Genomic DNA, 21,641 nt, shown 5'->3' with positions numbered 1-21,641 from the left:
GCATCAATGCGCTGAGTTGTGGTGTATGTTACACCATGCGAACCAGCCAATCCTATCGTTTCCCCTTTCATTCCGGCGAACGCCCGTGAATTGCGCCAATTGAGCGATTGCTGCGTTAAGACGGTCGGGATACAGCGGCACGTTCCTTCACTAACGCGCAGAGGATAGCTCCCTCTCCGAGCTCGTCCGAATCGCACCCCAGCTACCAATTGTTAAGAATCGGCACAGATTCGATATCCATGGGCGGCAATTGAGACTGCAGATGCACTTGCTGCCAGACCGCATCTTCAAATTCACTCAGTTGCATCGCCCGCGTCCGCATCACCACCAGTACTCAGACCGGCCGCCTGCATCATCGCCGTAGCGGCTGTCTGCATCGAGTCTCTTACGGGAGTCATCCAAAGGCGAGCATAAATTGCCGTCGTCTGCGTTGACTTGTGGTTCAAAGAACGACCGATCACCGACAGATTCGCCCCCGTTCCCGCCTGCCACGAACCCATCGTGCGTCGCAAATCGTGAAGCCGCAGATCGGCGATTCCAGCTTTGTCGAGGATGATCTTCCAAGCCTTCTTGGGCTCCACAAGATGTCCCGTATCCCCCGATCCAGGAAACACGAACGGCGAATCAGCGCAAGCTTCCGATTCTTTGCGCGCACTCAAGATTTCGATCACATCGGGCACGAGCGGCACGGACTGCGGCGTTCCGTTCTTCGTCTCGGGAATACGCCACTCGCCTCGCTCCAGATTCACCTCATTCCAACTCATCGCAAGCACGTTGCTGCGACGCGCACCCGTCAACAGGCTAATTAATATGTAGTCGCGCACGGTGGCATTCGGATACGCCAGCACCTGTTCAAAAAACTTCGGGAGTTCGTCGGGTTGCAGGAAGCGGTCGCGACTGTTCTCGCTGTGCTTACGCATGCCATGACACGGATTGATCTGATGCCAGATACCCCATTCGATCGCCTTGCCAAAAATGCTGCTGACCAGTGCTAGCACGCGGTTAGCCGTCACCTTGTGTTTCTTGCTAATCTTCGCGAACAGTTGGGCGATCTCCGCTTTCGTGATCGCCGATAACTGCCGCGACGCTAAATTGATCCCGTCCTTGTTGTTCGAGAGGTACCTGTCGAACTTCTGCTTGTCTTCATCGTACGTCTTTTTGTGCGGAACGCTGTGATTCTTGTAGTACTGGTCGAAGAGGTCGCCGAACGTTATCTCGGCGCGACGCCCGCGTTTCAGTTCTGCCGGGTTCGCACCGTTCGCTATGTCGGCATTCAGATTCATCGCCTGCGCACGGGCTTTGTCGACTGTTAGATCGGGGTAGCGTCCGAGCTTTATCCGCTCCGGCTTACGATTTACTTTCCGGTACAGGATAAACGTCTTGATGCCGCTCGCGCCGACGCCGATCCCCAGCCCGGACACCTTCGTGTCGTAGTAATACTTCCAGCCCTTGTCGGGCAGCGGCAACGCTTCAATGGCCGTTTTCGTGAAATTCAGGGCGCTTTTTCCGGCCCGGTCCTTTTGCTCGCTCATCCTTGCTACCCCTTTGCTACCATCCACACGATTTTCGGTGGATTGATAAAACTTCGATGAGCGATAATTTTACTACAAATCAGATACTTATAATTATCATCGAACCCTATTGATCGGTAAAAATCACGGGAACCCTTGACTCTTAATCCGTAGGTCGAGTGTTCGAGTCACTCACGCCCCACCACAGAATTCATGCAAAAAGCCCAGTCCTTGTGACTGGGCTTTTTGCTTTCTGGAACCCGTGTAAGCGGGGCGGCGCCTTGCAACCATCCCGTCCTGTGAAACGGGTCGATGCGGACCTTACTGCTCCGATACTGTCTTGAGTCCCTGCAGCCATAGGTCATGGCCTTTATGCATGCCATTCGGGTCGCGCTGCCTGAGCATCAGCGCATTCGGCCCCTTGGCAACCTCCTCGGTCACCACCGTGCACGCGTTCGATGTGCCGGTAAGCAGCCACGCGTGATAGGCGTCGTTGCCTTTACCCTTACCGAACCACGCAAGGCGCTCGTTCGGCACGAATTCGGCAACCCTTGCGTTGAAATGCGCGCCGAAGGTATCGAACGAGAATGCGCTATGAAGCTGGAGATGATCCGTCTTCGCACCGACCAGATGAACGTTGTGCGCGTTCGCATACCACGACGGCCACGTAGGCGCCGCGATCAGATGTTTCCACACCCGCGAGCAGGGTGCGTCTATTTCAATCTGATTGTGCGCGTAGAGGTCCGCGTCTTCAGGCGTGAATCCGTGCGGCCAGTGAATGTCCGGGGAGCGATGCGCTCCGTCATCGTTCACGGTGAGCGCCGTTTGCGCGAAGACGGGTGCCGCCGCGAGCAGCCATGCCGCCGCTATCGCGCGGCCGACACCGCGGCGCCCGGCCGCAGCACGAGTGCGAAGGTGCCGATGAATGGAGTGTGACGGTTCCTGAGCGATACGAAACGTAAGCTTCATGTTGTTCAACGTGAGAAATAGTGGCTAAGGTTGAGATTCGGTCGATCGAGCGCCTTTCGAAAACGCGGGCTGAACTTGATGAGCGGTCGTGGTGGAGAGGTGGACTGCAGTAGTCTCGTCGGCTGCCCCCAACAACCAGAGTCACGAACACGCACGGATGGCGATTTATTCCGTCGTTCGCTTTGAGCCACGGCGATCGGCGCGCCCATCGGCACGATTGAAAGCGCCACCCGACGTTGCTAGCGCGGTCGGTGCGTGGACGCGATGTACCGGATTAACCTCCGGGCGCCCCCTTAAGCCTTGGTCTCTTCGTCCGTTCTGGCCAGCGCGTTCCGCGCCGCATCCTCAGCATGTCCGGCTCGTCGCAATAGATGACGAGGTCGCAAACATGATTAGCCATGCTTTTTACGTTGCCCAGATCATCGCAGGAAACACCCATGTGCAAGCGGTCGTTGCGTCGAGGTGAATAGCGTCCCCGTGCGACAGACGTCGTTCACGAACCCGATTCCATCTAACGCATCGTCAAGGTCAACGCACCTCACCTGGATGCTGATGCGTGGCAGGTTAAGAACGAGGTCCCATCTGGCCCAGCGCTTTAAGACCACAAGTGTTCTTTCAGCCAAGCTTCAAATGCGCATGAGACACCACCAATCAAATGTGAAACCGGGTACCGTTTCTTTCATTCATCGATAGAAGAAGAGGACACGCCAATGCGCACATTAACCCCTTGCATCGTCACAGCGTTACTACTCGCCTGCGCCCCGGCATTCGCCGCGCAACCCAATTGCGCCAACGCCACCGACCAGGCCACGCTCACGCAATGCGCGAACAACAGCCTGAAAGCATCGGACGCCAAGCTCAACCAGACCTTTCGCGCGCTACTCGCCAAGGTGAGCAAGCCCGGCAAGGACAAGCTGCAAAAATCACAACGTGCATGGATCGCATGGCGCGATGCGCAGTGCGATTTCAACGCGTCGGGCTCGCGCGACGGCAGCATCCACGGGATGGCGCTCGCAAGTTGCCTCGACGATTTGACGCAAGCGCAAACCAAACTGCTCAATAGCCAGTTGCACTGCGAGGAAGGGGATACCACGTGCGGCAATCAATGAGCCCGCACGTGGGCTTAAGGCTTACGGCTTAGGACGAGCGGGCACTAGTCATTGGAGAAAGTCTTGACGGGCGCTGACGCACCAACGCACCAGATGTGCCCCGAGCCCTGGTCACGAGTCGACGCCACATCGCGCGGTCGCAGTCGCGGTCAATCGCGGTCAAAACCGAACGGCCGCAACCGCGCTGCTCCGTCAAACCGCAATCCAGTCGCACCGATCGGGCACGCGGTCGCCCGGCAAGACCGCCTTGCGGCAACCAGCCAGGCCGCCCCGCAACCGTCACCCCTCAAGCCTTATCGATCGGCAACGGCGCATTCTCCGCAACCAGCTTTTCCTGCCGCATTTCACGCCAGAAATCATCCGGAATGACCTCAGACACCGCAGCCTGATCTTCAGCAATCCGCTCCGGCCGGCTAGCGCCCGGAATCACCGCGGCCACCACCGGATTCGCAAGCGCGAACTGCAACGCAGCAGCCTTCACGCTGATGTCATGACGCTTCGCAATCGCCTTGATCTTCTCGACCTTCGCGAGAATCTCCGGCGACGCCTTCTGATACTCGAAATGCGCACCGCCCGCGAGCACGCCGGAGCTATACGGACCGCCGACCACGATCTCGGCATGATGAGCCGCGGCATCCGGCATCAGGCGCTGCAATGCGCGCTGATGATCGAGCAGCGTATAACGCCCCGCGAGCAGAAACCCATCGGGCTTCGCTTCGCTCAGATCAAGCGCGAGCTCGCACGGCTCGACGCGATTGACGCCCAGGCCCCACGCCTTGATCACGCCTTCTTCGCGCAGCTTGGTCAGCGCACGGAATGCGCCTTTGCGTGCTATTTCGAACACCGACAGCCAGTCGTCGCCGTAAAAGTCCTGCGCGAGGTCGTGAATCCAGACAATTTCAATGTGATCGGTCTTGAGCCGCTTGAGGCTGTCTTCGATCGAACGCATCGTGCCGTCAGCCGTATAGTCGTTGACCATCTTGTTCGGGCGGCCGTGTGCAAACACACCGGCCTTCTCGCCGAGGTCGCGCGCATTCACGTCTTCGATCTCATCGAGAATCACGCGACCGACCTTCGAACTCAGCACATACTCGCTGCGCTTATGTTTCGCGAGGATATCGCCGAGTCGAATCTCGGCCAGGCCCGCGCCGTAGAACGGCGCGGCGTCGTAATAGCGAATGCCGTGCTGCCACGCCGCTTCGACGGTTTCAGCCGCTTCGGCGTCCGGAATCGCACGAAACATATTGCCCAGCGGCGCCGTGCCAAAGCCGAGCCGGGTGCCGGCCGGCAGCTTGTCCTTGATGCTCATGGTTTGCTCCAATCGATAAAGTCAGTGACACGCAATATCGGGCGATGAGTCGAGCCCGTCCAGGACGTAACCGGACATACATCAATACATCAGTCACAGGAGTCTGACACAGGACATGCGCGGGCGCTGGCGCTGACCTCGACGACCGGACCGTCGGGCACTAAACCAGCATATGCCCGCCATCGACGACGATGACCTGGCCCGTGCTATATCCCTGCTGCATCAAATACAAATACGCGTTGGCAACTTCGCTCGCTTCACCGACCCGCTGCACCAACAGCTTGTTCCCCACCGTTTCATAGAGATCGTTGCGGTCTGCGTCGCTCAATTTGCTCCACAGGTTGGTGCGCAGCACGCCCGGCTTGACCGCGTTCACGCGCAGCGGCGCGAGTTCGACCGCGAGCGCGCGCGTGAGCGACTCCATCGCGCCGAGCAGGCTCGACGGAATCACCCACGACGACAGCGGCCGCGACGAAGCGACACCGCCCGTCAAGGTGATCGAACCACCCGAGCGCATGTACGGCGCCGCATGCTTGACCGTGGTCACCGCGCCCCAGTAGCGCACGTCGAACGCCTTGCGCGCATCTTCGATACTGAGTTCCGCGAGCGTCTTCAGGAACAGCGACTCGCCCGCGGTATAGACGAGGTGATCGAATGCGCCGACGCGCTCGAAGAATGCGCTGACGCGCGTTTCGTCGGTGAAATCGACGGCCTCGCCGCGCGTGCCCTTCGGCAGTTGCTCGACTGCGTCCTGCACACGTCGCAGGCTGCTCGACGCGATGGTCACTTCAGCGCCTGCGAGCGCGGCGGCCTGCGCGACCGCGAAACCGACGCCCGAGGTGCCGCCGGCGATAACGACGCGGCTGCTTTGCAGAGAAATATGGGTAGTTTGTGTGGTTGCCATGAGGTGGTCCGTGAGCGGTGTGGCTGAATAAGACATACGAGTGCGGCTGGCGAATGAAACTCGCAGGCGTGCGAGTGTAGCTGGAGAATATTTTATTTTTCTGGCAATTAGCTTTTGTCGATTCTGGGGCCACTACGAAATGGAATCTCGCCGACGGTGCCTTTCAATGTCGATAAGGTCGCACAAAATTAAACAAAGGCCGGTCGGCATGCGCCGACCGGCCTTTTCACCTCGACAGCCGCAGAATCTATTGGATCGGATCAACCGGCGGTGGACCCGGTCAATTGCGAATACACGTCATGCGCGAGTTGCAGCATCACGTTGCGGTCGAGTCCACCCGACACCGCGTAGGCAAAATTGCCGTCAACCCAATAGAACACGTTCACCGGCCCATCCTGATACAGCCGGAACGCGGTCGTGTTCGCGCTTGTGTTGCGATGCGAGATCAATAGCGTGAGCCGCTCGCCCTGCGCGTTGCGATACATGAACTGCGCCATCGGGCCATCCTTGCCCGGCAGCATCCGGCCGCCGTCGAGCTGAAAGCCGCTTTTGGTCAGCATAGGCGGATGCACGTCAGTGCCGAGCCGGTTCGCGAGCATCTGCACGAACTCTTCCTCATGACCCTGGCCCATGTCCGACGGACGCGACACCGCGGGCATATACACGACGTGCACGAGGGCCGCCTTGCGCGCGAACATTTCGCTGCTGTCCGCGCTGACCGGCCGCGTATCGGACGACGACGCGCCCGTCCCGCCACCGCCCGGCACGCCGCGGCCCATGTTCGTGCCGACACCGATGCCGATGCCGAGCACAAGCGCCGCCGCCATGCCTGCAAACTGCGGCCAGTTCATCGCATCGCGCCAGCTGCGAGTCTTGCCCGGGCGCAGGCGTGCCGGCACCGGCTCGCTCAGCACGCGATCGTAGCGCTCATGGAACATGCTGTTCAGCGAGAAGTAGTCACTCACCTTCGTCGCCAGCCCCGGATTCTGCTCGAGCGCGCGCTCCACCTGCTCGCGACGCTCTTCGGAAAGCGCGCCGTCCACATATGCGTGGAGATCCTCTTCACTGATAGGAGTCTGTTGTTCGCTCATCGCACCACCTGTAATTTCGCGCCGGGCTGCGCACCCGCCATCAATGCCCTGAGCCGCTCGCGGCCGCGCGACAGACGCGACATCACGGTACCGACCGGAATGTCCAGCGCGAGCGCGACCTCCGTGTAGCTCATCTCCTCCAGACCGACCAGCAGCACGACCTCGCGCTGATCGGCCGGCAGCCGTTGCAGCGCGTAGTCGAGGTCGCGCACTTCGAGCGACTGCGTCTGGCTCGCCGACACCGCGAACTCGCTCTCGAACACGCTTTCATCATCGACGGACACATGCACCGCGCGCGTCGACGCCTTGCGCACCTGATTGATAAACACGTTGTGCATGATCGTGAAGAGCCATGCGCGCAGGTCGCTGCCCTGCTTGAATTTCTCGATGCGGGACAGCGCGCGTTCGAGCGTGTCCTGCACCAGATCGTCTGATAAATCGCGGTTGTTCACCAACGCCCGCGCATAGCGACGCAGGCGCGGTACGTGTTCCATCAGTTCGTCGCGGATGTCCATTGTTTAAATCCGTCAGGTGTCGCGAGCCGCGCACCCGACCGGCGCACGACGGTATCTGCCACTGCGAACAATATTCGGGTGATTTTATTCCTTGCGGCGCTCAAACTCCGCAAAAACCGCACCTGTGAGCGAGCGCTTGCGTCGCCGGCTCGCCGCTCAATGGAAAGTGGCCGCGTCGGCCGCCAGCATCAGGCCGCGCGCGTCGGCACGGCCGGCCAGTACGTAGCGCGTGCCGTGATCGGCCCAGGTGAGCAGCCGCAGCTCGCCGACGCGGTGCCCCATCCAGCGCGGCCGGTCGATCACGAGCGGCGCGCGGGTGGTCAGCAGCACGATCGGCTGGCCTTGGGCGTTGCGGTAGTCGAACTCCTGCGCATCCGCGATCAGCCCGAGCCGCAGCGTTCTGGTCGACACCAGCCGCCAGCCCAGCCGCGCAAACTCGGTCGAGAACGGATCGCGGCTCGCGGGAAGCGGTGCGGCGGAAATCTCCGCCGGCGCACCGGCCCACTGCGCGTAGCCCATCACGGCCGCGGCGTTGAACTGATGATCGGAGACGAACGACGCGGCCGCCCAGCCGCACAACGCGAGCGCGAGCAACGCGATGCGCTGCGCGACGGAGCCGGCCAGCGCACGGAACGCACGGCGCGCGATTGCGCGCACGCCGCGCGTCGGGCCGCGGCGAACGAGCCGCGAGTCGTCCCGCGCCGCGGACGCATGATGCACGAAGGAGCGCTGCATCTCGCCGTTCAGCCGGCGATAGAACGCGATCCGGCTCGCTTCGGCCGGCATCGCGCCGAGGTAGCGCTGCACGCGGGCGGCGCGCTCAGGCGACAGCGACCCATCGGCGAACGCCTGGATGTCCGCTTCGGTAAGCGGTGGGTCGGTGGTGAAATCGCTGTGCGCCATTTGTCTGCATAGGGAAGAAAGTGCCTTACCTTGGGACAAACAGCATCATGACCCGCTTTATTCCCGATCCCGGCCTTACTGAGTGCCGTCTGGGCGTTACTGTTGCGTTGCATCGCGCTAACCCGCGAGGCTATGGCTATGGCTATGGCTATGGCTATGGCTATGGCTATGGCTATGGCTATGGCTATGGCTATGGCTATGGCTATGGCTGTGGCTGTGGCTGTGGCTGTGGCTGTGGCTGTGGCTGTGGCGTAGCACGGCTGCACGGCTGCACGGCTGCACGGCTGCACGGCTGCACGGCTGCACGGCTGCACGGCTGCACGGCTGCACGGCTGCACGGCTGCACGGCTGCACGGCATCGATTGAACACCATGCCCGCTCGACACCCGACAACAGCCTTGCGCTTATTCGTCCATCAGCCGGACCTTGACCTTCTTGCCCTTCACCTTGCCCGCGTTGAGCTTGCGCAGCGCCTCGCGCGCGACGCCGCGCTCCACCGCCACGTACGTGGAAAATTCGGTCACGTTGATCTTGCCGATCTGCGCGCCGTCAAAACCCGCATCGCCGGTCAGCGCGCCAAGCACGTCGCCCGGGCGGATCTTTTCCTTGCGGCCGCCGAGAATCTGCAGGGTTTCCATCGGCGGCTGCAGGTGCGTGTCGCCGGTGCGCGTCAGCTCCGCCAACGGCCGCCATTCGACCTCGCGCCCTTGCGCCTTTTCCAGGCTGCCGACGCGGCCCATTTCGTCCATGCTCGCGAGGCTCAGCGCCCAGCCCTCCTGATCGGCACGGCCGGTGCGGCCGATCCGATGCACGTGCACTTCAGGATCGGGCGTCACGTCGACGTTGATCACCGCCTCGAGCTGCGCGATATCGAGGCCGCGCGCGGCGACGTCGGTGGCCACCAGCACCGAACAGCTGCGGTTCGCGAACTGGATCAGCACCTGATCGCGTTCCCGCTGATCGAGTTCGCCGTGCAGCGCGAGCGCATGAAATCCCTGCGCGCGCAGCACGTCGAGCAGGTCACGGCACTGCTGTTTCGTATTGCAGAACGCAAGCGTGCTGACCGGCCGGTAGTGATCGAGCAGCAAACCGACGGCGTGCAGCCGCTCGTCTTCGGTCACTTCGTAGAAGCGCTGACGGATCTTGCTGTCATCGTGGCGCTCTTCGAGCGTCACCTGTTTCGGGTTGCGCAGGAACTGCTGGCTCAGCTTCGCGATGCCATCGGGGTAGGTCGCGGAGAACAGCAGCGTCTGGCGTTCCTTCGAGCATTGGCGCGCGACAGTCGCGATATCGTCGAAAAAACCCATGTCGAGCATGCGGTCCGCTTCGTCGAGCACGAGCGTATTGAGCGCCTGCAATGACAGGCTGCCACGCTCGAGATGATCCATGATGCGTCCCGGCGTGCCGACGACGATATGCGCGCCGTGCTCGAGGCTCGCAGTTTGCGGACGCATCGGCGTGCCGCCGCACAGCGTCAGCACCTTGATGTTTTCTTCCGCACGCGCGAGGCGCCGGATTTCCTGCGCGACCTGATCGGCCAGTTCGCGCGTCGGGCACAACACCATCGCCTGCACGTCGAATTTGCGCGCGTCGAGCCGCGCAAGCAGCGCAAGCGCAAAGGCCGCGGTTTTGCCGCTGCCGGTTTTCGCCTGCGCGATCAGATCATGGCCAGCCAGCGCGAGCGGCAGGCTCGCCGCCTGAATCGGCGTCATCTCGAGGTAGCCGAGTTGCGTGAGGTTGGCGAGCGCGGCGGGCGACAGCGACAGCGTGCTGAACGCGGTGGAGGTGTTCATGTCGGTCGGCGAGCGCGTCATGGGTACGGACGACCTTCGATCTGCTCATAGACGATCGTGCCGTCATCGGCCTCGAAGCGTTCGACATAATTGCGCGCGCCGCACATCGGACAGCGGAATAGCAGCCCTTGCCCTTCGTTCTTGATAACGACGTCGGACGGCTCCCACTGCGCGCCGCAGGACTGGTTTCTGCAGGTAAACGACATGGATTCTCTGGATCTGGACCGGTTCGGTTGAAAGTCGCGACGGCATCGCGACATCCGGCGATTCTAGCTGATGCGGACACCCGGCAAGATGCGATCAGCATGCGCGCATCACATTGATCGAACAGCCGGCGATTCATTCGCACACGCAAACCGCATTGTTCAATTCATGAACACGCCGTTGACACGCTGTTCAATATCGATGCGCGTCGCGACGTTCGGTTCGCGCACGCGAAGCGACCCGGCATCGCGACAGTGCCTGATGCACCGTCATCGAACATCGTTCGCTCCGATTGGCATGGTTCTGGCGTAACGAACGCGCGGCTCACGACACGCCCGGCAATAGCACGGGCGGCACCGCGCCGACGCGAACGTCCCGATTACATGTGAGGAGCACACAGATGAATCACGCGGAGATGCAGTTTCTGAGCACGGACTATCCGTACAGGAAGCAGTATGCGAATTTCATCGGCGGCGAATGGGTAAAGCCGGCCGGCGGCGAGTACTTCGACAACATCTCGCCGATCACCGGCGAAGCGTTCACATCGATTCCGCGCTCGCGCGAAGCGGATATCGAACTGGCACTGGACGCCGCGCATCGCGCTAAAACCGCATGGGGCAAGACTTCCGCGGCCGAGCGCGCGAACGTTCTCAGCAAGATCGCCGACCGGATGGAAGCGAACCTCGCGCGCCTCGCGGTCGCGGAGACCATCGACAACGGCAAGCCGCTGCGCGAATCGACCGCCGCCGATATTCCGCTTGCCATCGATCACTTCCGCTATTTCGCGAGCTGCATTCGCGCGCAGGAAGGCTCGATCTCGCAGATCGATGAGGATACCGTCGCCTATCACTTTCACGAACCGCTCGGCGTGGTCGGTCAGATCATCCCGTGGAATTTCCCGATTCTGATGGCGGTGTGGAAGCTCGCGCCCGCGCTTGCCGCCGGCAATTGCGTCGTGCTGAAGCCGGCCGAGCAAACGCCGGCCTCCGTGCTGGTGCTGATGGATCTGATTCAGGACCTGCTGCCGCCGGGAGTCATCAATGTGGTGAACGGCTTCGGTCTCGAAGCCGGCAAGCCGCTCGCGTCGAACAAACGCATCGCGAAGATCGCGTTCACCGGCGAAACGACGACGGGCCGCCTGATCATGCAGTACGCGAGCCAGAACATCATTCCGGTCACGCTGGAACTGGGCGGCAAGAGCCCGAACATCTTCTTCGCCGACGTGATGGATCACGACGACAGCTACTTCGACAAGGCGCTCGAAGGCTTCACGATGTTCGCGCTGAACCAGGGCGAAGTGTGCACGTGCCCGTCGCGCGTGCTGGTCGACGAAAAGATCTACGACCGCTTTATGGAGCGCGCCCTCAAGCGTGTCGATGCGATCTCGCAAGGCCATCCGCTCGATATGAAAACGATGATCGGCGCGCAAGCGTCGCAGGAACAGCTCGAGAAGATCCTGTCGTATATCGATCTCGGCAAGCAGGAAGGTGCGCAATGCCTGATCGGCGGTGAGCGCAACGGGCTCGACGGCGAGTTGAAGAAGGGCTACTACGTGAAGCCGACCGTGTTCCGCGGCAACAACAAGATGCGCATCTTCCAGGAGGAGATTTTCGGGCCGGTCGTATCGGTGACCACGTTCAGGAACGAAGATGAAGCACTGGAAATTGCGAACGACACCTTATACGGACTCGGCGCCGGTGTCTGGACGCGCGACGGTTCACGCGCCTATCGCTTTGGCCGGCAGATTCAGGCCGGCCGGGTCTGGACGAACTGCTATCACGCGTATCCGGCGCACGCGGCGTTCGGTGGCTACAAGCAATCGGGCATCGGCCGCGAAACGCACAAGATGATGCTCGATCACTATCAACAGACGAAGAACCTGCTTGTCAGCTATAGCGACAAGCCGCTCGGCTTCTTCTAGGCACAGAGTCTCCTGTTGGGCGGGCCGCGCATGCGGCCTGCTTCTTTTTGCGAGGTGATCGGATGGCCATTGAACGTGTAGTCGCGACCGATGCTGCTGTCGCGCTGGTTCAGAAACTCGCTGCGGAGCATGGCTCGATTCTGTTTCATCAATCAGGCGGATGCTGCGACGGCAGCGCACCGATGTGCTTTCCGACAAGCGAATTCATGGTCGGCGGATCGGATGTGAAGCTCGGCGAAATTGCCGGCGTGCCGTTCTATATGAGCGAATCGCAGTTCGAGTATTGGCAGCACACGCAGTTGATTATCGATGTCGTGCCCGGCAATGGCGGCATGTTTTCTTTGGAGCGCCCGACAGGCCTGCGATTTCTAACCCGCTCGCGGCTCTATGACGATGCGGAAAACGAATGGCTCGCCGCGCATCCTGTCGAGCGGGCGGACGCGTAATTCAATGCGCGTCCGGCGCGCTTGCGTCGAGGCTCGCCGCGGCAGCCGGCGCGTCTTCGAGCAACACGTCGCTCTCGTCTTTCAGACCGACGCCGGTCAACCCGAGGCGGCGCGCATGAGTCAGCAGATAGTGCAGCTTGTGCGCGGCCGCTTCGAAGGACAATCCTTCCGGGCGCACATTCGAAATGCAATTGCGTTGCGCGTCGCTACAGCCCGCTTTGGGCGCGTAGGTCAAATAGATGCCGAGACTGTCCGGCGAGCTCAGGCCGGGCCGCTCGCCGATCAGCATCACCACCATCCGCGCGCGCAGCAGTTCGCCGATTTCATCGCCCAGCGCGACGCGCGACTGACGCGCCACCACAACGGGGCCGATCTTCCAGTCCCGCAGTCTCGCGTGAATCGCTTGCAGCATGGGAACCGCCTGGCGTGATGCCGCGAATGCGGACAGACCGTCCGCAATCACGAATACGACATCCGGTTGATCGAGCGAAGCCTTCGCCAACACCTCGCGACTCTCGTCGCACAGCCGGCGTCCGAGATCGGGCCGGCGCAGATAGTGTTCGCGGTCCGGCGCCGCGCTGTGGACGTCGAGCGTCGTTGCAAAACCGTGCGCATGCAATTGGTCGTGCAGCGCATCGGCATCCAGCGGATGATGAACCGCATCGCGCGCCTGTGCGTGCGACAGATCGAATGCGAGCAACGGCGCGGTCGGCAAGCTGTTGCCCGCGCGTCCCAACGCGATGCGCGCGTTCGTGAAAGCCCGCAACCCGTCCCACGGATTCTTCTCGACGCTATCGCTCATGGCGCCGCTCCCACCCATTCGCGCGCGCCTTCAAGCAGCGGCTGCCGCGCGGCCGCGCTGTTCAGCAACACGCCTCGCATATCGGTAATGCGCATCGACTCCAGCCATGCTTCGAACTCCGGCGCACGCCGCAAGCCGAGCACGTCGCGCAGGTAAAGCGCATCGTGAAACGACGTGCTCTGATAGTTCAGCATCACGTCGTCCGCACCGGGCACGCCCATGATGAAGTTGATGCCCGCGGCGCCAAGCAGCGTCAACAGGTTGTCCATATCGTCCTGATCGGCTTGCGCGTGGTTCGTATAGCAGATGTCGCAACCCATCGGCACGCCGAGCAGCTTGCCGCAGAAATGGTCTTCGAGGCCCGCGCGCGTGATCTGCTTGCCGTCGTACAGATACTCCGGGCCGATAAAGCCGACCACGGTATTCGTCAACAGCGGTTTGAACCGGCGTGCGACGGCATACGCTCGCACCTCGCAGGTCTGCTGATCGACGCCGTGATGCGCGTTGGCCGATAGCGCGCTGCCCTGCCCGGTTTCGAAGTACATCACGTTGTCGCCGACCGTGCCGCGTCGAAGCGACAGCGCCGCTTCGTAGGCTTCCTGCAGTAGCGCAAGCGAAATGCCGAAGCTCGCATTGGCTTGCTCGGTGCCCGCGACCGATTGAAAAACCAGATCGACCGGCGCGCCCTTTTCGATCGCGGCGAGCGTGTTCGTGACGTGCGTCAGCACGCACGATTGCGTCGGCACCTGGTAGCGCTGCCGGAAGTCGTCGGTCATTCGCAGCAGCTTCGTGATCGCTGCGGGGCTGTCCGAAGCGGGGTTGATGCCGATCACCGCATCGCCGCAGCCGTACATCAGGCCGTCGAGCATTGAAGCGGCAATGCCTTTTACGTCGTCGGTCGGGTGATTCGGTTGCAGGCGCACCGACAGATGGCCGGGCAGGCCGATCGTATTGCGAAAGCGCGTGACGACCGGCCGCTTGCGCGCCGCGGCGATCAGATCCTGGTTGCGCATCAGCTTCGACACCGCCGCGACCATCTCCGGCGTGAGGCCCGCGGTCACACGTTCGAGCGCGGCGGTATCGGTGTTGGTCGCCAGCAGCCAGTTGCGGAAATCGCCGACCGTGAGATGCGCGATCTCCGCGAAAGAGTCGGGCGAGTGAGTGTCGACGATCAGGCGCGTCACTTCATCGTCTTCGTACGGCACGAGCGCTTCGTTGACGAACGTGCGCAGCGGGACATTCGCGAGCGCCATTTTGGCGGCGACGCGCTCTTCCTCGCTTGCCGCGGCGATGCCGGCCAGTTGGTCGCCGGAGCGCAATGGGCTCGCTTTGGCAAGCAGCGTCTTCAGGTCCGCGAAGCGGTAGGTGCGCGGACCGATGGTCTCCGTGAAGCTCATCGCTGGACTCCTTGATGGCATCGGCCGGTGCGGGTGGTCTAAGCCACGCTTGCGTGCCGGCTTGCTCACCACGATAGCGCCAAATAGGGGGATCGTCACGAGCCAGACGGTGCCGTCGACACCCGGCACGCACTCATGCGTACGAGAGCCGATATTACGGGCGCTGAAATTCCAGCGCCATCAAAAACCTGCCGATCTTGCGGTGAGCGTTTCCAGGAATAAACCCGTCGCGGCAGGCATTCATTTTGTTGCCCCCGAAATGTGCGAGGGTACGGTCGGCCTGGCTGGCGCCACAAACAAGGATAAGGACAAAGGATATGAATCGAGCCAATCCGGTGCACGACGAAACCGGAGAAAACACGTTGCGGGGCGTCGCCCAGCTGGGCATCGGGAATATCGGGGGCATTGGAGGCATCGGGGTTTCGATCAATTTTGCGCTGATCGCGCTAGTCGTCACTGCGATGGGTATTGAACTCGTCGGCCTGGCATTGCTGCTGCGACATGCGGGCGCCGTCGCGCTCGGCCTGGTCGTGCCGATCGTGATGCTGACGCCGACGCACTGGGGCCTGATTCACGAGTCGATTCACGGCCAGTTGCTGCCGCAGCGCTCGGCCAACGAAAATGCCGGCCGCGGGCTGTCCATTCTGCTTGCGCTGCCTTTCGACGCGGTACGGTTCGGCCACTTGATGCATCATCGGTTCACGCGCGAACCGTACGATCAGCCGGATATTCACGCGTCCGGCAAGCGGTATGGGCTTGCGCGATTGCGCTATCTCGGCATGTTGTGCGGCGGGTTCTATCTGGCTGAAGTGCTGACGCCTTGTGTCGCATTCTTGCCGGTCAAGCTCGTTCAGCGGCTATTGAACGAGCAGTTCAATGCGGACGGCGAGCACGGCGACCAGATTCGCCGGCGCTTTGTCGATTTCGCCGGGTCCGAGCGGCGCCGCAAGCAGACGCGGCGTGATTTCGCGGCGACGCTCGCGATGTACGGTGCGGCATGTGCACTGTACGGGCGCTGGTGGCCTGTGCTGCTATTGATCGGCTACCTGCGCGGCGCGTGGATCTCGCTTGCCGACAACATGCCGCATTACGGCGTCGAGCTCGACCGTCCGGGCCGCGCGCGCAATTTCAAGCTCGCGCGCGCGTGGCAAACCGTCGTCATGAATCATCATCTGCATTGCTTGCATCATCTGCATCCGACCTTGCCGTGGTCGGCATTGCCGCGGCTCGCGGCCGATGCGGAGGATGCAAGCGTGCTGAGCGATGGCGGTGGATATCTGCGCGCGTTATTGCGGCAGTTTCGCGGGCCGGATCGTGCCGCAAGCCATGCAGGCGCTGACGCGATTTCCGGGTAAGACGGCCTCACGCAAACGCGTGGTGACGAACGGGTGAGCAACGCCGCACACCGACCGCGGAAAATTGCGAGCGCCGCGCTTACGCAGCCGGCGCGACCGACGCACCGGTAATGCCATGACGCGCAAGCGCCGCCGCAACAAAACCAGAACGCTTCTGCTCCTCGACAAACGCCCGAAGAAAACCGGCCGCATCCTCGCCGCGACTTTTCGGCAAACCCATCGCCTGCTGGATCACCATAAAGCGCTCATCGAGCAGACGCAGTCCTGAGGTACGCGCGGCATCAGCCTCGAGTTGCTGCTTCACCCCCGCCGCGACTTCAAGCCCCTGCTCGAGAAACGTCTGCACGACAGCCTGCGAGCTCGCCGCGCGCACGATCGTCGCGTGATGCAATTCACGCGTCAGGAACAGATCGTATGCGCTGCCGTTCCCCACCGCGACGCGATGCGTCGAGACGTCGACCTCTTCATTGCGGCGAACTGGCGATTCGTTGCGCACGAGGTAAAAACCTTCGATCAACACATACGGCGCGGTGAATGCGATGCTCGCACCGCGCGCCGGGTCGACCGCGAAAAAACCGACATCGGCGCGTTCGCCGGATACCGCTTCGACAGATTTGCCAGCCGTGTCGAACACGACGAGTTCAAGCTCGACGCCCAGTTGCTGCGCGAGTGCGCGAGCGAGATCGACGGAGACGCCGCCGGGCGCGCCCGTCTGCGGATTGCGATTCGCGAGGATCGGATTGCCGAGGTTGATCGACGCGCGCAGTTTTCCTTGCGGCGCGAAGGCGGAACGGACGGTATCTGGATTCATGGATCGAATGCGGTTCGTAAGGGAAGGGGACGCGCTGCGCGCAACAGCAACGGCTTCGACGACAGCACACGCCCGATGTTACGTCACCCGTCCCGCTTGCTGCCGATTCGTCCAACGAGTGCGCGATTCGACCCGCGCTTCTGGCGGCCCGCTCAGGCGCGGCACACATCGGCGCCGCTCCTGGGCCGCTCTCACCGCCATCAACTCCGCAGGATTTGTTAAAGCGACCCGTGCTACCTTGCTTTCAACGCGATTACGTTGATGGAACTCCGATGAACGACCTGAGCCATCGGTCCCGCTACCTTGCGCGACTGCAGCGTGTGCTGGACTACATCTACGATCATCTCGACGAGCCGCTCGATATCGACCGGCTTGCGCGGATCGCCTGCCTGTCGCCGTATCACTGGCACCGGATCTACCAGGGCCTGTACGGCGAGACGATCGCGACGACAGTCCGGCGTCTGCGGCTGCATCGCGCGGCGGGCTTACTGGCGAACGGCACGCAACCGATCGCCGACATCGCGGCGCTATCGGGCTATAGCAGCCTGCAGTCGTTCACACGGACGTTTCGCGCGGTGTATGGGACGCCGCCCGCGCGGTATCGCAAGGAAGGCAGTCATCGCCGGTTTCGACCGGCAATTTCAGGAGACGCTGAAATGGAACATCGGGATGTGGAGATACGGGATGTGCCCGCGATGGAAGTCGTGTCGATCGCACACGTCGGCGACTATATGCAGATCGGCAAGGCGTTCGATGCGCTCGAAGCGTGGCTCGCCGCGCGCAATCTGTTGAGCGCCGATATGCGGATGATCGGCATCTACTACGACGACCCGGGTGTCGTCGAGAAAGCGCAGTTGCGCGCGAAGGCCGGCGTGTTGCTGCCGCGGCGGGTCGACGTAGCGGCGCCGTTTGACATGACGCCGGTGCGAGGCGGCCGGTATGCGGTGCTGCGGCACAAGGGACCGTATGCCGATATGCACGCGGCTTACGAATGGCTCTTCGGCGAATGGCTCGTCAAGTCGGGACACGAGCCGGCCGACGCGCCGGTGTTCGAGGAATATCTGAACGATCCGAAGCACACGGCGCCAGCCGAATTGCTGACGGAGATTTATGTGCCGCTCGCGCAGCATGTCGCGACGTAGGCAAGCCCATCCGTCACAACGCACGAGAAAGGACGGGCGCGCCGGGCGACTACCGCCGACAGTGCGCCCACCCATCAGTCAGGGCCGCACGACACTCGCTTCGCCGTTCGTGTCCAGGTCGCCGTGCAGAGCGACCTCCAGCGACCGGTCGTGATGCAGCAACAGCGCCGCCGCCATGCCGATCAACCCCGCGCCGGCGAGGCAAATCAGACCCGCGCCGAATCCGCCGGTGCTGTCCTTGATCCAACCCATCGCATACGGACCGAAGAAGCCGGCGAGATTGCCCAACGAGTTGATCGCGGCGATGCCTCCGGCCGCCGCCGCGCCGGACAGAAACGCTGCGGGCAACGTCCAGATCACCGGCAGGCAACCGAAGATGCCGAAGCCTGCGATCGACAACGCAATCATCTTGAGCACCGGATTGTCGAGTGCCGCGGACGCCGCGATGCCGGCGGCCGCGACGAACAGCGCAATGCCGACGTGGCGCTTGCGTTCGAGCTTGTGGTCCGAATGACGCGCCCACACAACCATGCTGATCACGCCGACGATATAAGGCAGCGACGTGACGAAACCGGTCTGCACATTGCTCAGGCCGAACGACTTGACGATTTGCGGCAGAAAGAAGCTCAAGCCGTAATTGGTTGCATTGGCACCGAAATAGATCAGCGCGATCGCGAGAACACGCGGGTTGACCAGCGCTTCCTTCACGCTGAACGCGTGCACCGCTTCGCGATGCTTGCGTTCGTCGGCCTGGCGCGCGACGAGCCAGTCGCGTTCATCCGCCGCCAGCCAGTGCGCATCCTTCGGTTTGTCGGTCAGATAGAAGTACACGACAAACGCGAGCAGCAACGCGGGCAGCGCTTCGAGCAGATACAGCCATTGCCAGCCCGCGAGTCCCGCGCGACCGTCCAGCGATAGCAATGCACCGGAAATCGGCGCACCGATCACCGTCGACAGCGGAATCGCCGCCATGAAATAACCGACCACGCGCCCTCGATAGACCGCGGGAAACCACAGCGTCAGCAGGAAAATAATGCCGGGGAAAAAACCTGCTTCCGCGATGCCAAGCAAAACACGGAGTCCGTAAAACACCTCGGTGTTCGGGATGCCCGTATAGCGGGAAATGTGCGGAATAAAGGCCATCGCCGCGGCGACGATACCCCATGTGAACATGATCCGCGCAATCCATCGCCGCGCGCCGAAGCGCTCGAGCAGCAGATTCGACGGGACTTCGAAGAAAAAGTAAGCGATAAAGAAAACGCCTGCGCCAAAGCCGAATTGCGACGCGGAGAAACCGAGATCCTTGTTCATCTGCAAGGCTGCAAACCCGACATTGACCCGGTCCAGATACGCAACGAAATAACAGACGATCAGGAACGGCACGAGCCGGGACATCACGCGCTTCATGGTGCGAGCTTCAAGATCCATCGGTGTCTCCTCCGAATTGGGATCGAGTGGGGATACGAGTTCGGATGTCTAAACGAGGAGACTACTCTTTGAACGCTTACGATAGAAGTCGATCGCGTGTTTCATGCGGGAAAACGTGAGTGCGATCCGTGCCGCATGAATGTTGCGTTCGCACATCGCGCAGGCGCATTCATATACCGACTTTCGACCTGAAAGCCGTGACGTATATGACGAAAAGCGTGACGGCGTGATCCGCTCGCACACGCATGCATGGGGGCAATTGGCATGTCCTCGCAAAGGCAGCATTCGCATCAGCGTCGCGGGCATGATGTGGATCGAGCCGCGCTACCGCGCGGTGCGGATTCCGCCAGGCGTCGAGCACGAGGTCGTGATGCTCGCCGAAGTGGCGCGTCAGGACGGCTATGCGAACCCGCCCGCACTCACGACGATATTCAGGAATGCGTTGGGGTTTTCGCCGTCACATCTGGTGAATGGGGTGAGTGGTGTGGCGGCGGATGATGCGTGACACGAACACCGCACATCACCCGCCGCCCGTCTCCCCCACCCGCATCAATCAAATATGCTGCACCTGCAGGATCGCCTCTGCAAACGCCTTCGGCGCTTCCTGCGGCAGGTTGTGACCGATGCCGCCGTTAATCGTGCGGTGCTGATACTTCCCGGTGAACTTCTTCGCGTAGGCGGACGGCTCCGGATGCGGTGCGCCGTTCGCGTCGCCCTCCATCGTGATGGTCGAAACGGAAATGGTCGGGAATGCCGCGAGACGCTTTTCGAGGTCGTCGTACTTCGACTCGCCCTGCGCGAGCCCCAAACGCCAGCGATAGTTGTGAATCACGATCGCCGCGTGATCCGGGTTGTCGAATGCCTTCGCCGAGCGGTCGTAGACCGCATCGCTGAAGTGCCATTTCGGCGACGCCAGTTGCCAGATCAGCTTGTTGAATTCCTTCGTGTTCGCCGCATAGCCTGCCGCACCGCGCTCGGTCGTGAAGTAGAACTGGTACCACCACGCGAGTTCGGCCTTCGGCGGAAGCGGCTTGCGGTTCGCTTCCTGGCTGCCGATCAGATAACCGCTCACCGACACCAGCGCCTTGCAGCGCTCCGGCCACAGCGCCGCAATGATATCGGCAGTGCGTCCGCCCCAGTCGTAGCCGCCGATCACGGCCTGGTCGATTTTCAACGCGTCCATCAGCGCGATGATGTCGACTGCGACGACCGCCTGCTGTCCATTGCGCGGCGTATCGGCCGACAGGAAACGCGTCGTGCCGTAGCCACGCAGATACGGGATGATCACGCGGTATCCATGAGACGCGAGGATCGGCGCGACATCGACAAAGCTGTAGATGTCGTACGGCCAGCCGTGCAGCAAAATCACCACCGGACCGTTGCCCGGGCCTGCGTCCACATAGCCGACGTTAAGCGTGCCGGCGTCGATCTGTTTGATCTCGTCGAACGACGCGCTGCTCGCGGCGGACTGCTTCGGCTGCGCGGCGTGCGCGAGATCGCCCAAGCCCAGTTCGAGCAAACTGAGGCTCGCGACGGTTGTGCCGAGCAGGCGGCGACGGCGGACATTCACAGTGTCGGACATGACTCTTCCTCTTTTCAAGTTGCTGGATAAGCGCCGCGATCGACGCGTCCTGGACTTCGATCAGAATCAGCTGCTCGCCCGAACCGGGTCGACCGTCGATGATTGATGAAGTCGATCGAACCGGTGGGCAGAAACCTTGGGTTATAGCGAAAAGACACGCTCAGTTTATGTCCCAATGTATCTGCGCAATCCTTGGACACAAAAATCCGGGCCGCTGCCTGGCGGCGCGACTGAACTTGAACGTGCGATCTGTACGCCTTCAATTAAAGGACGCGCGACGCGACCCGATCCGACTGGGTTCGCCGCGTATTGGAACTTCACGGACGGCTAGCTGATGCGCGTTTCAGCGAACGCGCACGAGGCTACGCGTGGAGGAAGAAGGACAGGCGATCGCGGCAGGACCGTTCGAGTGGATCACGTGGGGAGCGTTTGCCGGTGTTTGCGCGGGC

At 61.8% G+C, this 21,641-nt stretch carries 20 protein-coding genes; 6 read left to right on the top strand and 14 right to left on the bottom strand.

The genetic code is table 11. From position 1 onward, the window contains the following. Positions 1–293 precede the first annotated feature (293 nt). Both HV675_RS21615 and HV675_RS21610 read right to left on the bottom strand, forming a co-directional pair. Entirely contained in the window at positions 294–1,532 is a 1,239-nt protein-coding gene (locus HV675_RS21615; protein ID WP_175113135.1) for a tyrosine-type recombinase/integrase, read from the bottom strand. A 300-nt stretch (positions 1,533–1,832) separates the two neighbouring features. Continuing rightward, a complete protein-coding gene (locus HV675_RS21610) occupies positions 1,833–2,324 on the bottom strand; it encodes an SRPBCC domain-containing protein (protein ID WP_175113134.1) in 492 nt (163 codons plus the stop codon). Positions 2,325–3,190: 866 nt separating this feature from the next. Here HV675_RS21610 and HV675_RS21605 point away from each other — a divergent pair. Beyond that, the gene (locus HV675_RS21605) at positions 3,191–3,589 is read left to right on the top strand and encodes a lysozyme inhibitor LprI family protein (protein ID WP_175113133.1); all 399 of its coding nucleotides are present in this window, start codon (positions 3,191–3,193) and stop codon (positions 3,587–3,589) included. A 286-nt stretch (positions 3,590–3,875) separates the two neighbouring features. Here the strand turns inward: HV675_RS21605 and HV675_RS21600 are convergent, their stop codons facing one another. From HV675_RS21600 to HV675_RS21570, 7 genes are all read right to left on the bottom strand, one after another. Beyond that, positions 3,876–4,898 (bottom strand): aldo/keto reductase, encoded by a 1,023-nt coding sequence (locus HV675_RS21600; protein ID WP_175113132.1) that lies wholly within the window; start codon positions 4,896–4,898, stop codon positions 3,876–3,878. A gap of 160 nt (positions 4,899–5,058) precedes the next feature. Beyond that, positions 5,059–5,802: an SDR family oxidoreductase gene (locus tag HV675_RS21595; protein ID WP_175113131.1), complete on the bottom strand. Its 744-nt coding sequence runs from the start codon at positions 5,800–5,802 to the stop codon at positions 5,059–5,061. Positions 5,803–6,062: 260 nt separating this feature from the next. After that, positions 6,063–6,893 (bottom strand): anti-sigma factor family protein, encoded by an 831-nt coding sequence (locus HV675_RS21590; protein ID WP_175113130.1) that lies wholly within the window; start codon positions 6,891–6,893, stop codon positions 6,063–6,065. Beyond that, complete coding sequence (locus HV675_RS21585; protein WP_175113129.1) at positions 6,890–7,408, bottom strand: RNA polymerase sigma factor; 519 nt, start codon at positions 7,406–7,408, stop codon at positions 6,890–6,892. The genes HV675_RS21590 and HV675_RS21585 overlap by 4 nt, the downstream gene beginning before the upstream one ends. 156 nt (positions 7,409–7,564) lie before the next feature. Then, a complete protein-coding gene (locus tag HV675_RS21580; protein WP_175113128.1) occupies positions 7,565–8,311 on the bottom strand; it encodes an anti-sigma factor family protein in 747 nt (248 codons plus the stop codon). A 404-nt stretch (positions 8,312–8,715) separates the two neighbouring features. Beyond that, on the bottom strand, positions 8,716–10,104 hold the full coding sequence (gene dbpA / locus HV675_RS21575) for an ATP-dependent RNA helicase DbpA (RefSeq protein ID WP_246270459.1): 1,389 nt from the start codon (positions 10,102–10,104) through the stop codon (positions 8,716–8,718). Between the two features lie 17 nt (positions 10,105–10,121). Next, on the bottom strand, positions 10,122–10,310 hold the full coding sequence (locus HV675_RS21570; RefSeq protein ID WP_175113126.1) for a hypothetical protein: 189 nt from the start codon (positions 10,308–10,310) through the stop codon (positions 10,122–10,124). A gap of 398 nt (positions 10,311–10,708) precedes the next feature. Here HV675_RS21570 and adh point away from each other — a divergent pair, with 398 nt between their 5' ends. Both adh and HV675_RS21560 read left to right on the top strand, forming a co-directional pair. After that, positions 10,709–12,229: an aldehyde dehydrogenase gene (gene adh / locus HV675_RS21565; protein ID WP_175113125.1), complete on the top strand. Its 1,521-nt coding sequence runs from the start codon at positions 10,709–10,711 to the stop codon at positions 12,227–12,229. Positions 12,230–12,291: 62 nt separating this feature from the next. Continuing rightward, the gene (locus HV675_RS21560) at positions 12,292–12,675 is read left to right on the top strand and encodes a DUF779 domain-containing protein (protein WP_175113124.1); all 384 of its coding nucleotides are present in this window, start codon (positions 12,292–12,294) and stop codon (positions 12,673–12,675) included. A gap of 1 nt (position 12,676) precedes the next feature. Here HV675_RS21560 and eutC read toward each other — a convergent pair whose 3' ends face one another. Then, positions 12,677–13,477, bottom strand: a complete 801-nt coding sequence (gene eutC / locus HV675_RS21555) for an ethanolamine ammonia-lyase subunit EutC (protein WP_175113123.1) — start codon at positions 13,475–13,477, stop codon at positions 12,677–12,679. Further along, positions 13,474–14,874, bottom strand: coding sequence for an ethanolamine ammonia-lyase subunit EutB (locus tag HV675_RS21550; protein WP_175113122.1), 1,401 nt, complete (start codon positions 14,872–14,874; stop codon positions 13,474–13,476). Before HV675_RS21550 ends, eutC begins: the two co-directional genes overlap by 4 nt. A 317-nt stretch (positions 14,875–15,191) precedes the next feature. On the opposite strand from HV675_RS21550, the gene HV675_RS21545 reads away from it, so the two are divergent. Continuing rightward, positions 15,192–16,229: a fatty acid desaturase gene (locus HV675_RS21545; protein WP_175113121.1), complete on the top strand. Its 1,038-nt coding sequence runs from the start codon at positions 15,192–15,194 to the stop codon at positions 16,227–16,229. Between the two features lie 79 nt (positions 16,230–16,308). Here the strand turns inward: HV675_RS21545 and HV675_RS21540 are convergent, their stop codons facing one another. Next, on the bottom strand, positions 16,309–17,040 hold the full coding sequence (locus HV675_RS21540; RefSeq protein ID WP_175113120.1) for an ABC transporter substrate-binding protein: 732 nt from the start codon (positions 17,038–17,040) through the stop codon (positions 16,309–16,311). A 272-nt stretch (positions 17,041–17,312) separates the two neighbouring features. On the opposite strand from HV675_RS21540, the gene HV675_RS21535 reads away from it, so the two are divergent. Continuing rightward, positions 17,313–18,182 carry an AraC family transcriptional regulator gene (locus HV675_RS21535; RefSeq protein ID WP_175113119.1) on the top strand — a complete coding sequence of 290 codons (870 nt, stop codon included), beginning with the start codon at positions 17,313–17,315 and terminating at the stop codon, positions 18,180–18,182. A gap of 78 nt (positions 18,183–18,260) precedes the next feature. Here the strand turns inward: HV675_RS21535 and HV675_RS21530 are convergent, their stop codons facing one another. Next, positions 18,261–19,610: an MFS transporter gene (locus HV675_RS21530; RefSeq protein ID WP_175113118.1), complete on the bottom strand. Its 1,350-nt coding sequence runs from the start codon at positions 19,608–19,610 to the stop codon at positions 18,261–18,263. A 139-nt stretch (positions 19,611–19,749) separates the two neighbouring features. Between HV675_RS21530 and HV675_RS21525 the strand changes: the two genes are divergently transcribed. Then, positions 19,750–20,115, top strand: coding sequence for an AraC family transcriptional regulator (locus tag HV675_RS21525; RefSeq protein WP_175113117.1), 366 nt, complete (start codon positions 19,750–19,752; stop codon positions 20,113–20,115). Between the two features lie 48 nt (positions 20,116–20,163). On the opposite strand, the gene HV675_RS21520 is transcribed toward HV675_RS21525, so the two are convergent. Next, positions 20,164–21,192: an alpha/beta fold hydrolase gene (locus HV675_RS21520; RefSeq protein WP_175113116.1), complete on the bottom strand. Its 1,029-nt coding sequence runs from the start codon at positions 21,190–21,192 to the stop codon at positions 20,164–20,166. Between the last annotated feature and the right edge of the window lie 449 nt (positions 21,193–21,641).

Source organism: Paraburkholderia solisilvae, assembly GCF_902859875.1.
GTDB lineage: Bacteria > Pseudomonadota > Gammaproteobacteria > Burkholderiales > Burkholderiaceae > Paraburkholderia > Paraburkholderia solisilvae.
Note: the sequence above shows the minus strand (reverse complement) of the source record. Positions and strands in the feature narration are given on the sequence as shown.

Excerpts from the sequence above, each read along its gene's own strand:
- HV675_RS21545 (WP_175113121.1), top strand. The coding sequence starts at position 15,192 with ATGAATCGAGCCAATCCGGTGCACGACGAAACCGGAGAAAACACGTTG.
- HV675_RS21570 (WP_175113126.1), bottom strand. The coding sequence starts at position 10,310 with ATGTCGTTTACCTGCAGAAACCAGTCCTGCGGCGCGCAGTGGGAGCCG.
- HV675_RS21520 (WP_175113116.1), bottom strand. The coding sequence starts at position 21,192 with ATGTCCGACACTGTGAATGTCCGCCGTCGCCGCCTGCTCGGCACAACC.
- HV675_RS21560 (WP_175113124.1), top strand. The coding sequence starts at position 12,292 with ATGGCCATTGAACGTGTAGTCGCGACCGATGCTGCTGTCGCGCTGGTT.
- HV675_RS21550 (WP_175113122.1), bottom strand. The coding sequence starts at position 14,874 with ATGAGCTTCACGGAGACCATCGGTCCGCGCACCTACCGCTTCGCGGAC.
- HV675_RS21580 (WP_175113128.1), bottom strand. The coding sequence starts at position 8,311 with ATGGCGCACAGCGATTTCACCACCGACCCACCGCTTACCGAAGCGGAC.
- HV675_RS21590 (WP_175113130.1), bottom strand. The coding sequence starts at position 6,893 with ATGAGCGAACAACAGACTCCTATCAGTGAAGAGGATCTCCACGCATAT.
- HV675_RS21600 (WP_175113132.1), bottom strand. The coding sequence starts at position 4,898 with ATGAGCATCAAGGACAAGCTGCCGGCCGGCACCCGGCTCGGCTTTGGC.
- adh (WP_175113125.1), top strand. The coding sequence starts at position 10,709 with ATGAATCACGCGGAGATGCAGTTTCTGAGCACGGACTATCCGTACAGG.
- HV675_RS21615 (WP_175113135.1), bottom strand. The coding sequence starts at position 1,532 with ATGAGCGAGCAAAAGGACCGGGCCGGAAAAAGCGCCCTGAATTTCACG.
- dbpA (WP_246270459.1), bottom strand. The coding sequence starts at position 10,104 with ATGAACACCTCCACCGCGTTCAGCACGCTGTCGCTGTCGCCCGCCGCG.
- HV675_RS21585 (WP_175113129.1), bottom strand. The coding sequence starts at position 7,408 with ATGGACATCCGCGACGAACTGATGGAACACGTACCGCGCCTGCGTCGC.
- HV675_RS21605 (WP_175113133.1), top strand. The coding sequence starts at position 3,191 with ATGCGCACATTAACCCCTTGCATCGTCACAGCGTTACTACTCGCCTGC.
- HV675_RS21535 (WP_175113119.1), top strand. The coding sequence starts at position 17,313 with ATGAACGACCTGAGCCATCGGTCCCGCTACCTTGCGCGACTGCAGCGT.
- HV675_RS21525 (WP_175113117.1), top strand. The coding sequence starts at position 19,750 with ATGTTGCGTTCGCACATCGCGCAGGCGCATTCATATACCGACTTTCGA.
- HV675_RS21540 (WP_175113120.1), bottom strand. The coding sequence starts at position 17,040 with ATGAATCCAGATACCGTCCGTTCCGCCTTCGCGCCGCAAGGAAAACTG.
- HV675_RS21530 (WP_175113118.1), bottom strand. The coding sequence starts at position 19,610 with ATGGATCTTGAAGCTCGCACCATGAAGCGCGTGATGTCCCGGCTCGTG.
- eutC (WP_175113123.1), bottom strand. The coding sequence starts at position 13,477 with ATGAGCGATAGCGTCGAGAAGAATCCGTGGGACGGGTTGCGGGCTTTC.
- HV675_RS21595 (WP_175113131.1), bottom strand. The coding sequence starts at position 5,802 with ATGGCAACCACACAAACTACCCATATTTCTCTGCAAAGCAGCCGCGTC.